The following is a 14,493-nucleotide window of genomic DNA, read 5'->3' on the forward strand; positions in this document are numbered from 1 at the left end:
AGGCGCACTTTTGGTGTCACGCAGGGGCGACGGTGTGTAACCCTGCTCTTTTGGCATTGAAGCACGTGCTGGTCGCATATACGTCATGCCCATGAAAAAAATCGGTTTCCTGTCATTCGGGCACTGGACGCCCTCGTCGCAATCGCAGGTGCGCTCGGCATCGGACGCGCTGTTGCAATCCATTGATCTCGCCGTCGCGGCCGAGCAACTCGGCGCCGACGGCGCGTATTTCCGCGTCCACCATTTTGCCCGCCAGCTCGCCTCGCCATTTCCGCTGCTGGCGGCGGTCGGCGCCAAGACCAGCCGCATCGAGATCGGCACGGCGGTCATCGACATGCGTTACGAGAATCCGCTCTACATGGCCGAGGATGCGGGTGCCGCCGACATCATCGCCGGCGGACGCTTGCAACTCGGCATCAGCCGGGGCTCGCCCGAACAGGTCATCGATGGCTGGCGCTATTTCGGCTACGCGCCGCAGGAAGGCAAAAGCGACGCCGACATGGCGCGGCATCACGCCGAGGTCTTCCTCGACACGCTGCGCGGCGAAGGCTTCGCCCAACCTAATCCGCGGCCGATGTTTCCCAACCCGCCCGGCCTGCTGCGGCTCGAGCCGCATTCGGAGGGTCTGCGCGAGCGCATCTGGTGGGGTGCCGCCACCAACGCCACTTCGGAGTGGGCGGCCAAGCTCGGCATGAATTTGCAGAGCTCAACCCTCAAATTCGACGAAAGCGGCAAGCCGTTCCACATCCAGCAGGCCGAGCAGATCCGGATCTATCGCGAGGCCTGGAAGGCCGCCGGCCACGCGCGCGAGCCGCGCGTCTCGGTCAGCCGCAGCATCTTCGCGCTGATCGACGACCGCGACCGCGCCTATTTCGGCCGCGGCAATGAGAGCCGCGACCAGATCGGCTTCATCGAGGAAAACACGCGGGCGATCTTCGGCCGCAGCTATGCCGCCGAGCCTGACGTGCTGATCAAGGAGTTGGCCGAGGACGAGGCGATCGCCGAGGCCGACACGCTGCTGCTCACCGTGCCCAACCAACTCGGCGTCGACTACAACGCCCATGTCATCGAGGCGATCCTGACCCATGTCGCGCCGGCGCTGGGCTGGCGCTGAAAGCCGCGCCGTGTAACCATCGACCGCAGCGGGCGATTCAGGAGGTTCACGGCATGGCGAAGAAGGCGTTGATTGCCTGGGGCGGCTGGGAAGGTCACACGCCGGAACGCAGCGCCAAGGTCGTGCGCGACATGCTGGAGCGCAATGGATTCACCGTCACGCTGGGCGAGGGCACGGCGATGTTCGCCGATCCGGAGCTCGGTTCCTTCGATCTCATCGTGCCTGTCATCACCATGTCGACGATCGAGAAGGCCGAACTGCAGAACCTGACGCGTGCGGTTCGCGAGGGAAGCGGGCTCGGCGGCTTCCACGGCACGATGGGCGACAGTTTCCGCAACGAGCCGGACTACCAGTTCATGACCGGCGGCCAATGGGTCGCGCATCCCGGCGATATCATCGACTATAAGGTCGTCATCACCCAGCCGGACGACCCGATCATGAGCGGCGTCGGCGATTTCGCCTACCGGTCGGAGCAGTATTACATGCATGTCGATCCGAGCAACGACGTGCTGGCGACGACAACTTTCACCGGTGCGCATTTTCCGGGCATTGGCGGCGTGGTCATGCCGGTGGTCTGGAAGCGACGGTATGGCGCGGGGAAGGTTTTTTACAGTTCGCTCGGGCACACCGCGGATGAGTTCGCCGTGCCGGAAATGGCTGTCATCGTCGAGCGCGGTTTGCTCTGGGCCGCGCGGGGCTAGTGCCCACTGAAACCGCGACAGCCTACCAATCGGCGACGCGGTCGCCGCCGGTGAATTGCGCGCTCTTGCCGGTGTATTCGAACAGTTCGATCTTCACGCCGTTGGGATCGCGCAGCCAGGCCTGATATGTGTCGTCGCAGGCGAGTTTTTTCGCGGTGACCTCCACACCCCTGGATGCAATATGCGCGATCGCGGCGTCGATATCCTCCACTTCCAGGCAGAAATGGTTGATCTGGTTCGTCTCGCCGAACCGCGCGCCCTCTTTCTGAAAAACCTCGATATGGCTGCGGCCGTCGCAATTGAGGTAGAAACCGAAAATCTCTCGATCGCGCAGGAAATTGAATTGGATATCCATGCCAAGGACATTTTCGTAGAAGCGCCGTGTCTCGTCCAGATCGTTGGCGAAGATGCAGACATGGGCGAGTTGTTTGACTTTGATCATGGCTGGCTCCTCATAATTCCCCGGTTCACATAGCGAGCCCGGCGCGAAATTGGCCCGCGCGGGCTCATCGTCATCCAATCCCGCCGGTGACCACATAGACGCCCGCGCTGCATCCATCCCGCAGCCGCATCACCGCCGTGACGATCGAGCCGTAGGGGCCGCGCCAGACGCTGTGGATCCGTTGATGCTCCGCGGCCGGGACAAACGCCCGGCCGGTCAAAAGCGCGCCGGCCCGCTGCATCGCGACGGCCTCGCCGTTGACGTGCACCTTGATGCTGGCGCGCTCCGTCTCGGTTGCGTCGACGGGGAGGTCGAGCGTGATGATGATCTCGTCCTGATCGCCGGTGCCGCGCGCCTCGGCCGCTAGCTTGATTGCGAGCGCAGGCGCCTTGCCATTGCCGGCTGGGGCGGACCGGCGCGAAAACACATCATCGGCGAGTTCCGGCGTGCGTGGCGGGCGCGTGCGGCGCTGCGTGGAGCGTTCGAAGTCGCCGGCCATGCGCAGCAGCCTTACATCGTCATAGGCTTTGCCGGCGAAGGTCAGGCCGACCGGCATGCCGATATCGGCCATCGTACCCATCGGCACGGTGACGGTCGGAATGCCGAAATGCCGCCACACCAGATTGCCGTTGGCGACCCAGGTGCCGTTGCGCCAGGCGAGCGCGGCGGAGGCCTCATTGATGTCGGCATCCGCCGGCCCGACATCGGCGACTGCGGGCAGCACGACGGCATCAAGCCTGTTGGCGTCCAGCCAGTCCTCGAAATCGAGCCCCCGCGTCGCTTCCAGCCCTTTCAGCCCGTCCTCCATCGTCGGAATGTCCCGGAACGGCGTGACGCCGGATTTCGCGCGCTCGACATACTCCGCCAGGTCGAAACCGCCTTCATAGCGGTCGGGCAGCGTGCCCGGTGGCTGCGGAAAAATCTTCGGACCGTCGACCGAAGCGAGATCGGGGATGTTCGGATCGGCGTTCGCGCGCAAAAAATCGTCCCAAGCTGAAATGCAGAGATCCCAGATTTCACGGTCGGCGAACTCCCGTGGCACTAGGCGGCGCTCGACCATGGTGCGCGCGCCGGGGCGATCGCGCTCATAGTTGGAGACGAGGGGAAAATCGACTTCCACCACTTCGGCCCCAAGCCGCCTGAGGTCCGCCGCCGCCTGCTCCCAGAGATCAAGCACGGAGGCGCGGGTTTCGATCGGCCGGTCGGCGCCGCTGTCACGGCCGATATACATTCCGGGCACGCCAAGCCGCATCCCTTCCAGCGACCCCGCAACTGTGAGACCGGTGTAGCGCGGCGGCCGCAGTTCGGAACTCTTCGGCAGCGCGACCCAGGGCTGCGCGCGCCAGAAATCGCCCCGCGTCTCGGGATCGTCGGCGACGATCACATCCAGCAGTTCGAGCATATCGGGCACGCTGCGCGTGTGCGGCACGACGACATCCATGGTCGGCACCAGGGGCCAGTTGCCGCGCACCGAAATGACGCCCCGCGAAGGCGTGTAGGCGACCAGCGCGTTGTTGGTGGCCGGCGCACGGCCGGACGACCAGGTTTCCTCGCCAAGCCCGAAGGCGCAGAAACTCGCCGCCGTCGCGGTGCCCGAGCCGTTCGAGGAGCCGGACGCGAAGGCGGCAGTCAGGTAATCGGCATTGTAAGGGCTTTCGGCGCGGCCATAGACGCCGCGCTGCATGCCGCCATTGGCCATCGGAGGCATGTTGGTGAGGCCGATCAGGACCGCCCCGCCGGCGCGCAGCCGGGCGACGGTGAAGGCGTCCTCGTTGGCGATGAGATGCTCGAAGGCCGGCGAGCCGGCGGCGACAGTCAAGCCAGATACCTTGTAGCTGTCCTTGGCGGTGTAGGGGATACCATCGAGCGGGCCGAGCGTCTTGCCCTGGTTGCGGCGCCGGTCCGATGCCGCGGCTTCCTCGAACATGGCCGGGTTGAGGATGGGGACCGCATTGAGGCTGATGCCGTGCCGGTCGAAATGCGCGATGCGCCTGAGATAAGCACCGACAAGTTCGACGCTGGTGACCGTGCCTTCGTCGAGTGCGCACCGCAACTCTTGGATCGTCGCTTCGACGATGTGAAGGCTGGGATCGGTCATCTTCTGGTCCTGGCTGTCGTTTCCACCCGCCATGGATGAGCGAGGCCGCCGACCTCGGCAAGGGCCAATCGCGATTGTCGATGCAACCTCCAATCGGGATGGGGCGTCACGTACCTTCGGGAATGGTGAAGTCTGGATCCAGCAACGAGGAGTTGCGTCGTTGGTGTCGTCGTTGGGCAACTATCCGCCAAATAGTGAATATCGTCCCTCTCGAACGACTTGCACCCTTAAGCTAAAGCTCGCAGAAGTTGTGGCAAAGGAACGCGTTAGAGAAAACGTATGTCGTCACCCCAGCATGAAAGGGAGATCATGCCTGACCAGACTGCCCGGATCCGCGCTGCCATCGGACGGTTGCTCTCCGAAAAAACCGGGGTTGCCGCCATTTCGATGAGGGAAAGCATTGACGAACTGGTGGCGCGAACCGGCGAGGCGCTTACCGAGGACAGCGTGCAGGATCTGCTGCTCGAAATGGCCGAGGTCCGTGGAATGATGGTCGTTCTCGACGTTTAGCGAAGCTGTTCCGCCACAGCCCAGCGTTCTGGCTCGCCCCGGTCGGCCATTTGGCAGCTCTCACCCCAGCAAATTGCGCGCCGTGCGCATGAATATCCTCGAGCCGATCGGGATCAAATCGTCGGGGAAATCATAGTCCGGATTGTGCAGGGCAGGGTGGCGTTCGCCGGCGCCGAGGAAGAACATGGCCGACGTCGCGCTGTGGCCGAACAGGCCGAAATCCTCCGAGGCGCGCATCGGCAGGGCTTCCTCCGAGTGCGCGACGCCTTCTTCCTGAAGGGCTCGCTGGAGATGCTCCACCGCGTCGGGCGCGTTGACGCTGGCGACGAAGATCTCGTGATAATCCCAGCTTGCGGACAGGCGATGCTGGCCGGCGATCTTCGTGACCAGCGCTTGCGCGGCGGCGCACAGATCCGCCATGCGCTCGTCGCGCCGGGTGCGCAGCGTCGCCCAGACCTCGGCGTGGGCCGGTGCGATGCCGAACACGGCTTCGCCCATCTCGGCGTGGGTGACGGTGACCATGGCGAAATCGTCGTCGGCGAACGTTCCGCGCCCGAGCGCGGGCAGGGCAGGCATCAGTTCGCTGATCGCCGGCATCGGCGAGATTCCGGTCTCGGGCATGGAGGAATGCGCGGTCTTGCCCTCCAGCACGATGCGCATGCCGCGCGAGGCACAGTTGACCACGCCGGGCTTGAGCCGCACCTCGCCGAACGGCACGCCGGGCAGATTGTGCAGGGAGAAAGCGAAATCGGGCGCGATCTCGCCGAAGCGGGGATCGGCTACCACGCCGGCCGCACCATTGCCGGTTTCTTCCGCCGGCTGGAACATCAGCACGACGCGGCCGCTGGCGGGCCGCTCGCGCCCCAACTGGCGGCCCAACGCCGCCAGGATCGCGGTATGTCCGTCATGGCCGCACATATGCGACTTGCCCGGCACTTGCGAGGCATGCGGCACGCCGGACAGTTCTTCGATGGGCAAGGCGTCGAGTTCCGAACGAAACAGGACGGTCGGTCCGTTTTTGCCGCTGTCGTAGACTGCCGCCACGCCATGGCCGCCCAATCCGGTCAGCACCTTGTCGGGTCCCGTGTCGGCGAGGAAATCGACGACGGCTTTCGCCGTCCTCTCCTCCTCGTTCGAGATTTCCGGCTGCTGGTGCAGCTTGCGCCGCCACTCGGTCAGCTCGACGATGTCCCGGTTGGTGAGAGTCATGCTTTTGGCCTCCGCTGTATCGCTCGCGACGCGCCCGGTCGACCGGGCGCGTCGGACCAATTGCTAGCGGCAAACGGCGGAAACCGCCACTGTCTGGCCTATTGATTGATCTCGGGTTCGACCAGCTTCGCCAGGTTCCTGAGCGATTCCTGCCAGCCGAGATAGCAGGCCTCGACCGGGATGACATCGGGAATGCCGGCCTGGGTGATGTCGAGCTCGGTGCCGACAGAGACTTTTTTCAGGGTCACGGTCACCTGGATCTCGCCCGGCAGATTGGGGTCGTCGAACCTGTCGGTGTAGCGCAGGCGCTCACCGGGAACGAGTTCGAGATATTCGCCGCCGAAGGCATGGCTGTCGCCGGTGGTGAAGTTGCGGAACGACATCTTGAACGTGCCGCCCACCTTGCCCTCGAAGTGATGAACCGTGCAGGTGAAGCCGTTCGGCGGCAGCCACTTCGCCAGCGCGTCGGCTTCGACGAAGGCGCGATAGACTTTTTCCGGGCTGGTGGTGAGAACACGGTGCAAACGTACGGTGCCGGGCATATCATATCCTTTCATAATGCCTGTTCGATGCCCCAAGGACGAGCGGGGCCCGGCCAGTCCGACACCGGCTCCCGGAATTTTTTCCAGAGCCTCGGCCGCGGCCTGCGCGACTGGCTTACGCCAGTTCAGCCTGGGTTGGGACTCGATTTTGCGGCGGCTGGCCCAATCGTCGAAAATGACGAACCGGATAGCCATTATGAGGAGACTGTTTATAACGGTCGCTGAGATCGCTGTGACCAAGGGGAGACGATGCGCTACATACGTCCACTTTCAATCGAAGATGCCGTTGGCCAGTTGGCCGGGTCGGCCGGAACGGCGGCCATTCTCGCCGGAGGCAGCGACCTGCTGGTAAGGATGAAGGGCGGCTTCATCGAACCCGACCTGATCGTCGACATCAAGGCGATCGCGGCCTTGAGCGAAATCAGGGAGACGGCCGACGGCTTCAGCATCGGTGCGGCGGTTCCTTGCGCCGTGCTGGGAGAGAACGCGGCCCTGAAGAAGGCCTGGCCCGGCGTCGTCGAGGCGGCCAAGCTGATCGGCTCGAAGCAGGTGCAGGGCCGCTGCACCATCGTCGGCAATCTGTGCAACGCCTCGCCGGCCGCGGACAGCGTGCCGGCGCTGGTGGCGGCCGGGGCCAAAGCGGTGATCGTCGGGCCCGCGGGCAGGCGCACCATTGCCGTGGAGGCCGTGCCGACCGGACCGGGCAAGACCTCGCTCGCCAAGGGCGAGATCATCGAGGCTATCCTGCTCGACAAGCGCGCCGCGCGCTCGGGCGACGCGTATCTGCGGTTCATCCCCCGCACCGAAATGGATATCGCGGTGGTCAGCGCCGGCGTGAACCTGACGCTCGACGCGCAAGGCATCGTCCAGGCGGCCCGCGTGGCGCTGGGGGCCGCTGCGCCGACCGTGCTTCTGGTGCAGGAGGCGGCCGAGGCCCTCATCGGCAGGAAGCTGGACGAAGCAGCCCTCGAGCGGCTCGCCAAGGTCTGCTCGGGCGCCTGCCGGCCCATCGACGACAAGCGGGGCACGATCGAATTCAGACGGAAAGTCGCAGGCGTGCTGGCCAGGCGGGCCGCCACGTCAGCCTACAAGCGTGCAGGAGGCAAGTGATGGCCGGTGTAGCAGTTTCAACCACGATCAACGGCGATAGCGTCGAGTACCTTTGCCAGCCCGACGAGACGCTGCTCGACGTGCTGCGCGACCGGCTCGGGCTGACCGGCGCCAAGGAAGGCTGCGGCACGGGCGACTGCGGCGCCTGCAGCGTCATCCTCGACGACCGGCTGGTGTGCTCGTGCCTGGTGCTCGGCGCGGAGGCGCAAGGGCGCCGCGTCGAGACCGTCGAGGGCATGGCGCATGGCGACCGGTTGCATCCGCTCCAGCAGAAGTTCCTGGAGCACGCCGCGCTGCAATGCGGCGTCTGCACGCCGGGCTTCCTGATCGCGGCGAAGGACCTTCTGGCCAAGAACCCCGACCCGACCGAGGAGGAGATCCGCTTCGGCCTCGCCGGGAACCTGTGCCGCTGCACCGGCTATGACAAGATCGTGCGCGCCGTCCAGGACGCGGCAAGCGTGATGAAGGGAGCCTGAGGATGAATTTCGATCCGCGTTTTTCCAATCGCAATTTCGCCTCCGTCGGCACGCGTCCCATTCGTCCCGACGGCGTCGACAAGGTGACCGGCCGCGCCCGCTACGGCGCCGACTTCAACATGGCCGGCCAGTTGGTCGGGCGCGTGCTGCGCAGCCCGCACGCCCACGCCAAAATCAGGAAGATCGACACTTCGAAGGCGGAAAAGCTCGCCGGCGTGAAGGCGGTGATCACTGCGGCCGACCTGCCCGACCTCACCGACGGCGATGCCGCCATGTACGACATCCTCGACAATTGCATGGCGCGCACCAAGGCGCTCTATGACGGCCATGCGGTGGCCGCGGTCGCCGCGATCGACGCCCGCACCGCCAGGCAGGCGCTGAAGCTGATCGAGGTCGACTATGAGGTGCTGCCGCATGTCACCGATGTCGACGAGGCGATGCAGCACCACGCGCCGCTGATCAACGAGACCGTCTTCACCGAGGGGCTGGAGGAAAAGCCGGTCAAGCCGTCCAACGTCACCAAGCGCAGCCAGTTCGGCCATGGCGACGTCCATCAGGGTTTTGGGCAGGCCGACTTCATCGTCGAGCGCTCCTTCAAGACCGAGCAGACGCACCAGGGCTATATCGAGCCGCATGCCTGCGTGGCCAATGTCAGCTCCGACGGCACGGCGGACCTGTGGGTCTGCACGCAGGGCCATTTCGTCTACCGCCAGCATTGCGCCCAGTTGCTGGGCATGGAAGCCTCGAAGCTGCGCGTCACCTCCTCCGAGATCGGCGGCGGCTTCGGCGGCAAGACCCATGTCTGGGCCGAGCCGGTGGCGCTGGCCCTGTCGCGCAAGGCCGGCCGCCCGGTGAAGCTGGTGATGACGCGCGACGAGGTGTTCCGCGCCTCGGGCCCGACCAGCGCGACGTCGATCGACGTCAAGATCGGCGCCCGCAAGGACGGCACGATCACGGCCGCCGAAGCGACTCTGCGCTACACCAGCGGCCCCTATGCCGGCACCTGGGCCGAGATCGGCGCCATGACGGCGTTCGCCTGCTACCGGCTGGAGAACGTCAGGACCGTCGGCTACGAGGTGCTGGTCAACCGGCCGAAGACCGCGGCCTACCGCGCGCCCTCGGCGCCGATGGCGGCCTTCGCGGTGGAAAGCGCCGTCGACGAGCTCGCCAAGGAGCTCGGCATGGACCCGGTCGATTTCCGCATCAGGAACGCCGCGCAGGAAGGCACGCGCTCGTCCTACGGCCCGGTCTACGGCCCGATCGGCATCGGCCCGACGCTGGAGGCGGTGAAGAACCATGCGCACATGAAGGCGCCGCTCGGCCCGAACCAGGGCCGCGGCATGGCCTGCGGCTTCTGGTTCAACTTCGGCGGCCAGACCTGCACCGACTTGAACATCGGCATGGACGGCTCGGTGTCGCTTGCCGTCGGAACAGTCGACGTCGGCGGTTCGCGCGCGTCGCTGTCGCTGGTGGCGGCGGAGGAGCTCGGCATCGACTATTCGCAGGTCAAGGCCGTCGTCGCCGACACGTCCAGCCTCGGCTACAACGACATGACCGACGGCAGCCGCGGCACCTTCTCCTCCTCCATGGCGACCATCTCGGCCGCCCGCAACGCGATCAAGATCCTGCGCGAGCGCGCCGCGCAGATGTGGGACATTTCCGTCGACGACGTCGTCTGGGAACAGGGCCATGCGGTGGCCAAGGGCGAGAAGCACGGCAATCTCGGCAAGCTGTCGCTGAAGGAGATCGCGGCGCAATCCGGCAAGACCGGCGGGCCGATCGCCGGCCATAGCGAGCTCGTCGCCGACGGCGCCGGCGTCTCCTTCGCCACCCATATATGCGACATCGAGGTCGACCCCGAGACCGGCTCGACCAGGGTGATCCGCTACACGGTGGTGCAGGATGCCGGCAAGGCGGTGCACCCGACCTATGTCGAGGGCCAGTACCAGGGCGGTGCCGCGCAAGGCATCGGCTGGGCGCTCAACGAGGAGTATATTTACGGCAAGGACGGCCGGCTGCAGAACGCCGGCTTCCTCGACTACCGCATCCCGGTCTGCTCCGACCTGCCGATGATCGACACGCAGATCTTGGAAATCCCCAACCCCAACCACCCCTATGGCGTGCGCGGCGTCGGCGAGACCTCGATCGTGCCGCCGCTGGCGGCGATCGCCAACGCGGTGTCGAACGCCGCCGGCGTGCGCATGACCCACATCCCGATGTCGCCGCCGCGGATCCTGGCGGCGATCGAGGCGGAACGGGAAGGCTGATGGTGCAAGTGACGCTCTGGGGGGCGCTTGCCGCGACCGCCGGAGGCCAGAGCAAGGTCGAGGTCGAGGCCAAGGACATAAGGGAGCTGTTCAGGAAACTGGCTGAACAGTATCCCGGCCTTGAACCGTTGATCGATAGGGGGATCGCGGTTGCGATCGACGGAGTGATTTATCGGGATACGTGGGGGAAGAAGCTGCCGGAGGGGGCGGAGATTTTTCTGCTGCCGCGGTTGGCTGGGGGGTGAGGGGGACGATAGGGCGACGAACGAATAGCAGCCCAAAATCGGTCATTCCGGCTGGCGGGCAAATGCCCAATAGCGGACACCTTGCAGGCACCGACCAAGCGGAACGTTGGGGTCGATATCGGTCGGTGCTCTGCTTCTCCTCGGTGGTGAGAAACGATGACGCCGCGGATTCGGACAGCTTGAAATCGTGCTGCGAGCCTAACCCTTGATGGGCTTTGGATCGACTTGACAGTGCAACTACTTATCAGGCAGGAATTTTATGTGTTTGTAGCTCAAGTGGTAGAGTACCCGCCTTTATGAAGCTTTGGCTTTCTCAGAGCGGGCCATGTGCGTTCGAAACGCGCCAAGCACACAAATTCTCTGGCAAGTGTGATGACACTCTATCTCTCCCGAAGCCGCCCAAGAAACGCTTTCAAGAATCTGCTTGGCAACGCCAATCACCTGATCATTACCGCATTGGTGGGGCTTGATGCTGTAGAGCGTGGCATCGTGCGGGAAGTGCCTGAAGACCTTCGCACCGCTTGGTCGCCGAAAAACGCTGTTAGCTCCGCAACGCGCAGCCGGCGGCTGATTCTGGACATGGCATTGATCAGGGCAATCGATGCAGTGGACGTATACCTTCGTGAGGCGTTTAGGAAGCCCGCGTTAATCCAGTCGAATGAGTTCCGCCGTGAACTGGACGCTGCAAATCTAAGTATTTTTCAGAAAATGCAAGCCGTCGAACGAAACTGTCCCAACCTCGATAGCCTGCCTCTGGCAATGATATTCCTGATGATAGCTTGGCGAAATAGGAGCGCGCATTCTGAGGCGGATCGCGATGCACCGCCGCAACATCTCGAAGTCTTGCGCACGAGGGCCGACGAGCTAAAGAACCGATTTCGCGGGCTTGACGCCGAAAAACTCCTAGAAGGCTATTCCTCGATGCGACCTGTGACCTTTAAGGAGGTTGCGTCGTTGATCAACGCGGCTCATCACCTGGTCGCAGACTTGGACCAGCGCCTCTTGGTCGGCTTGGACGTCGAACGTTTCGTGAAGGACGCAGTTTGGTTTTCCATGGGAGCAGACCCAAAGCCAGCAGAGTTGGTTGATCAGACGCGAATGCGCCGTGCTGTCAATGTGTGGGGAAAAGACCGCTCAGACCGTGGTAGTGCGATCATTAGGCTCCTCAACCAGCATGGGTTTTCGACATTCGCGCCCCTAGAACGCGTCGGGTCAGAAGTTCCCGCCGAACTCATCGAGACACTTCAAGAACAAACTCCGAAGTCGGTTTTAGCTTGGGCACATGTGGCCGATTAACGACCGACTGCGGTCGATCAGAAAAGCGCCCTCGTCTCGGTCGAAAAATTGAGCTTTGTCGCTTCCTGAAAGCAGTCGCGCCTGCGACATTGCCGAGCTCTTGGTTGTTACGTGCGCGCGGTTTCGTTCGGAGTCGTGCGAACTGCCAGCGGATTTTACTTCGCGACGGCAAGCCTCGGAAGTACACTTCCGAGAGTCGGTCCGGGGGTTATCTCATCTTCTGAAAAATCCGTTTGTCGTGAGCAAGTGTCGAACGAAAAAAGGGGAAACCTCAAAAACCTGCCTTGATACCAGCGCACCGTCAGGATGCTCCTGGATATGCTCGCCACTTTCTACATCGAAATAGTTGAGAGCTACTTCCGCTGGCCAAGAAAAATTTCGACCAAAAGGAATTTCCGCATATGGATTAAAATACACCTGAAGTCCGTCCAAATGGGTCTCATGGTGAAACGATGAATGCTGGATATACATATCAGCGCCACCAATCTGGCTACCGCTGTCCCATCGAAGCATCTTCAGGTAGTTCAGCGTATCGAGCTGGAAATGATGTGTTCCGAGCTGCCAGAGTTTCGAACCGCGCTCGACCTTGTCTTTGTCGATCACTCTGTAGCGGGTTGCCCGGACGAGCCTTTCGATTTTACTTTCAACGACGGCTTTTCCGAAAGTCCCGACTGTAGAGAAAAATACAGCGCTGATCTCTTTGAAAGAATCGTTCGTGAAAATTCCCATCTCGATGGATACGCCCGAAGGCTTCGAGAGCGAGTTTATTTTTCCCTGCCGTCCACGGTCCGGGCCTTCGAGCACCGGCGGCGCCAGCCCAAACAGCACCATATTGATGAGCTCGTTGTTTTGGAAAAGCGAGAGATCGCTATCAAAGGGCGCGATGGCAATGACAAATGGTCGATCGCGCACGTGGCTCAGTGAAGAGTATGGGTGCTTCTTGCCATTGCTTCCGCGATAGATGTCCAACTTGTCCTTGATCTTTCCAACGAGCTTCAGCGCGCCGCGCTTTTTGAAATCCTGCTCACTGAAGGTATTCTTCTGTTTGGCGGTCGGCACCTGATCCGAAACTACGGCTTCGATGTTAAACTCGTATTTTCCGGGACCTCTGACGAAGAAATCCGGGGAAGATTTGGAATAGTCGACACTGCATCCTAAATCGACCAAAGCTCTGTTGAGGTATAACTCCCACATGGAGGAATTGAAGGTGGATTGAAATTCTTTGATGAATTTCTCGCTCTCGCCCCTTCGATCCAGCAGGCCTGCCGCCCAATTTTGAATAACAGGCAAAACATCAGCATAGTCTGGGTCAGCGCAAATGAGACGAAAGTGATCGTGAAGTTTGGCGTCCGGGAACCGGGAATCAAACAAGTCCAACATTCATGAGTCCTCTTTCGTGCCATTCACTGGGGGCCTGAACTGACCGCCAGCAAAGGCGTCATGAGGTAACTGGCCACATCCTTCCTTACCAAGGCTGCTTGGAACGACCAGTCCTTTGAAGGCGAAAATCCGGAACACAATGTTTGCTGCTATCGTCGGACTAGTGCCGACAGAAGGCGTCTTTTGCCTACAGGAGAAAGGCGCATCACCAGGTAGTTTGAGATATTCGCTGGCCCGGTCGGAGATGGCGTTTCGAGACGCAAGGTGACCGGTCCGCCCCGGCCCGCGTAACCCCGGATGATCGCCGTGAGGATGCATCCGACTAATAAGGCCCTGTACGAAGGGGCGGATGGCCGCACCACGGCAAGCCCTATTCCCATCATAGCGAGTACCGCAGCTAAGCCGGAACGACGATGAAGAGGGCAATGGACGGCAACTTTCCCCCATGCAGCACCCGAAACCCGACAGGCGCTCGACCGAAAGCAGACGGTTATTAGGCTTAAGCTTGGCAGCACGAGCAATAATTCATCTGGCCTCTCCCTCACACCCCCAGCGTCGGCCTCGTATTCACCTCCAGCGCTTCCTCCGCCTCGTCCTCCTCACCCAGCACCTCACCCTTCACCGCCAGCACCCGCCCGATCCAGATCGGGTCGACCAGATGGTCGCGTTTGGGGTTGGTGGTGTTGGGGTGGATGAGAATGCTCAGGCCGCCGTGGTTCAGCATCAGCCAGGGCACCAGCGTGGCGAAGATTTCGGTGGCGAAGGAGATTTGGTACATGGCCTGCTGATGCGGGCCGACCGGTTCGTCGCGCCAGTTGCCCAGGCGCACGCGGAAGCGTTCGCCGATGCGCAGGCGCAGCCATTCGGCGTGGCGCCGCTGCGCCTCTCCGTCATAGTAGATGTGGGTGTGGTAGCTGGCGATCTCGGCGAGCGGCCTGGGCTGCCCGGCCGGTGTTGAACTGGCTTTGCCCATCCCGATGCTCCCCTCCGCCTGGTGTCCAGCGAAACTCTAGCCGAATCTGGGAGGGCTTGTCTGTAGCCGTGGTCAGCCGGCGCGTTTCCAGCAGTCGATGACATGGCCGGCTCGACCTTCTTGGCTATGG

The 14,493-nt window shown here is 62.8% G+C and carries 14 protein-coding genes and 1 tRNA gene; 9 read left to right on the forward strand and 6 right to left on the reverse strand.

Features of this window, described 5'->3' with window-relative positions:
• Positions 1-91: 91 nt before the first annotated feature.
• Both LB551_RS01915 and LB551_RS01920 read left to right on the forward strand, forming a co-directional pair.
• Positions 92-1,114 carry an LLM class flavin-dependent oxidoreductase gene (locus tag LB551_RS01915; RefSeq protein ID WP_224658187.1) on the forward strand — a complete coding sequence of 341 codons (1,023 nt, stop codon included), beginning with the start codon at positions 92-94 and terminating at the stop codon, positions 1,112-1,114.
• Positions 1,115-1,167: 53 nt separating this feature from the next.
• The gene (locus LB551_RS01920) at positions 1,168-1,815 is read left to right on the forward strand and encodes a ThuA domain-containing protein (protein WP_224658007.1); all 648 of its coding nucleotides are present in this window, start codon (positions 1,168-1,170) and stop codon (positions 1,813-1,815) included.
• 22 nt (positions 1,816-1,837) lie between these two features.
• Here LB551_RS01920 and LB551_RS01925 read toward each other — a convergent pair whose 3' ends face one another.
• Complete coding sequence (locus tag LB551_RS01925; protein ID WP_224658008.1) at positions 1,838-2,257, reverse strand: VOC family protein; 420 nt, start codon at positions 2,255-2,257, stop codon at positions 1,838-1,840.
• Between the two features lie 70 nt (positions 2,258-2,327).
• Positions 2,328-4,355 carry an amidase gene (locus tag LB551_RS01930; RefSeq protein WP_224658009.1) on the reverse strand — a complete coding sequence of 676 codons (2,028 nt, stop codon included), beginning with the start codon at positions 4,353-4,355 and terminating at the stop codon, positions 2,328-2,330.
• Between the two features lie 309 nt (positions 4,356-4,664).
• Here LB551_RS01930 and LB551_RS01935 point away from each other — a divergent pair, with 309 nt between their 5' ends.
• A complete protein-coding gene (locus LB551_RS01935; protein ID WP_224658010.1) occupies positions 4,665-4,865 on the forward strand; it encodes a hypothetical protein in 201 nt (66 codons plus the stop codon).
• A gap of 60 nt (positions 4,866-4,925) precedes the next feature.
• Here LB551_RS01935 and LB551_RS01940 read toward each other — a convergent pair whose 3' ends face one another.
• Both LB551_RS01940 and LB551_RS01945 read right to left on the reverse strand, forming a co-directional pair.
• Positions 4,926-6,074, reverse strand: coding sequence for an amidohydrolase (locus LB551_RS01940; RefSeq protein ID WP_224658011.1), 1,149 nt, complete (start codon positions 6,072-6,074; stop codon positions 4,926-4,928).
• Between the two features lie 98 nt (positions 6,075-6,172).
• Positions 6,173-6,616, reverse strand: a complete 444-nt coding sequence (locus LB551_RS01945) for an SRPBCC family protein (protein ID WP_140552048.1) — start codon at positions 6,614-6,616, stop codon at positions 6,173-6,175.
• Between the two features lie 249 nt (positions 6,617-6,865).
• On the opposite strand from LB551_RS01945, the gene LB551_RS01950 reads away from it, so the two are divergent.
• From LB551_RS01950 to LB551_RS01975, 6 genes are all read left to right on the forward strand, one after another.
• Positions 6,866-7,726, forward strand: coding sequence for an FAD binding domain-containing protein (locus LB551_RS01950; RefSeq protein WP_224658012.1), 861 nt, complete (start codon positions 6,866-6,868; stop codon positions 7,724-7,726).
• Positions 7,726-8,202 carry a (2Fe-2S)-binding protein gene (locus LB551_RS01955; RefSeq protein WP_140517305.1) on the forward strand — a complete coding sequence of 159 codons (477 nt, stop codon included), beginning with the start codon at positions 7,726-7,728 and terminating at the stop codon, positions 8,200-8,202. Before LB551_RS01950 ends, LB551_RS01955 begins: the two co-directional genes overlap by 1 nt.
• A 2-nt stretch (positions 8,203-8,204) precedes the next feature.
• On the forward strand, positions 8,205-10,469 hold the full coding sequence (locus LB551_RS01960; RefSeq protein WP_224658013.1) for a xanthine dehydrogenase family protein molybdopterin-binding subunit: 2,265 nt from the start codon (positions 8,205-8,207) through the stop codon (positions 10,467-10,469).
• Positions 10,469-10,714, forward strand: a complete 246-nt coding sequence (locus LB551_RS01965) for a MoaD/ThiS family protein (RefSeq protein ID WP_140521374.1) — start codon at positions 10,469-10,471, stop codon at positions 10,712-10,714. Before LB551_RS01960 ends, LB551_RS01965 begins: the two co-directional genes overlap by 1 nt.
• A gap of 261 nt (positions 10,715-10,975) precedes the next feature.
• Positions 10,976-11,066: transfer RNA gene (locus LB551_RS01970), tRNA-OTHER, on the forward strand.
• A gap of 20 nt (positions 11,067-11,086) precedes the next feature.
• Positions 11,087-12,010 carry a hypothetical protein gene (locus LB551_RS01975; RefSeq protein ID WP_224658014.1) on the forward strand — a complete coding sequence of 308 codons (924 nt, stop codon included), beginning with the start codon at positions 11,087-11,089 and terminating at the stop codon, positions 12,008-12,010.
• Between the two features lie 213 nt (positions 12,011-12,223).
• On the opposite strand, the gene LB551_RS01980 is transcribed toward LB551_RS01975, so the two are convergent.
• Both LB551_RS01980 and LB551_RS01985 read right to left on the reverse strand, forming a co-directional pair.
• Entirely contained in the window at positions 12,224-13,390 is a 1,167-nt protein-coding gene (locus LB551_RS01980; protein ID WP_224658015.1) for a hypothetical protein, read from the reverse strand.
• Positions 13,391-13,931: 541 nt separating this feature from the next.
• A complete protein-coding gene (locus LB551_RS01985; protein ID WP_224658016.1) occupies positions 13,932-14,363 on the reverse strand; it encodes a DOPA 4,5-dioxygenase family protein in 432 nt (143 codons plus the stop codon).
• Positions 14,364-14,493 lie beyond the last annotated feature (130 nt).

It is taken from the genome of Mesorhizobium sp. BR1-1-2 (assembly GCF_020165435.1).
Classification (GTDB): domain Bacteria; phylum Pseudomonadota; class Alphaproteobacteria; order Rhizobiales; family Rhizobiaceae; genus Mesorhizobium.

What these genes read in the sequence shown, in the direction of transcription:
- LB551_RS01915 (WP_224658187.1), top strand. Translation starts at nt 92, where the DNA reads ATGAAAAAAATCGGTTTCCTGTCATTCGGGCACTGGACGCCCTCGTCG.
- LB551_RS01940 (WP_224658011.1), bottom strand. Translation starts at nt 6,074, where the DNA reads ATGACTCTCACCAACCGGGACATCGTCGAGCTGACCGAGTGGCGGCGC.
- LB551_RS01935 (WP_224658010.1), top strand. Translation starts at nt 4,665, where the DNA reads ATGCCTGACCAGACTGCCCGGATCCGCGCTGCCATCGGACGGTTGCTC.
- LB551_RS01950 (WP_224658012.1), top strand. Translation starts at nt 6,866, where the DNA reads ATGCGCTACATACGTCCACTTTCAATCGAAGATGCCGTTGGCCAGTTG.
- LB551_RS01930 (WP_224658009.1), bottom strand. Translation starts at nt 4,355, where the DNA reads ATGACCGATCCCAGCCTTCACATCGTCGAAGCGACGATCCAAGAGTTG.
- LB551_RS01955 (WP_140517305.1), top strand. Translation starts at nt 7,726, where the DNA reads ATGGCCGGTGTAGCAGTTTCAACCACGATCAACGGCGATAGCGTCGAG.
- LB551_RS01975 (WP_224658014.1), top strand. Translation starts at nt 11,087, where the DNA reads ATGACACTCTATCTCTCCCGAAGCCGCCCAAGAAACGCTTTCAAGAAT.
- LB551_RS01965 (WP_140521374.1), top strand. Translation starts at nt 10,469, where the DNA reads ATGGTGCAAGTGACGCTCTGGGGGGCGCTTGCCGCGACCGCCGGAGGC.
- LB551_RS01960 (WP_224658013.1), top strand. Translation starts at nt 8,205, where the DNA reads ATGAATTTCGATCCGCGTTTTTCCAATCGCAATTTCGCCTCCGTCGGC.
- LB551_RS01920 (WP_224658007.1), top strand. Translation starts at nt 1,168, where the DNA reads ATGGCGAAGAAGGCGTTGATTGCCTGGGGCGGCTGGGAAGGTCACACG.
- LB551_RS01945 (WP_140552048.1), bottom strand. Translation starts at nt 6,616, where the DNA reads ATGCCCGGCACCGTACGTTTGCACCGTGTTCTCACCACCAGCCCGGAA.
- LB551_RS01925 (WP_224658008.1), bottom strand. Translation starts at nt 2,257, where the DNA reads ATGATCAAAGTCAAACAACTCGCCCATGTCTGCATCTTCGCCAACGAT.
- LB551_RS01985 (WP_224658016.1), bottom strand. Translation starts at nt 14,363, where the DNA reads ATGGGCAAAGCCAGTTCAACACCGGCCGGGCAGCCCAGGCCGCTCGCC.
- LB551_RS01980 (WP_224658015.1), bottom strand. Translation starts at nt 13,390, where the DNA reads ATGTTGGACTTGTTTGATTCCCGGTTCCCGGACGCCAAACTTCACGAT.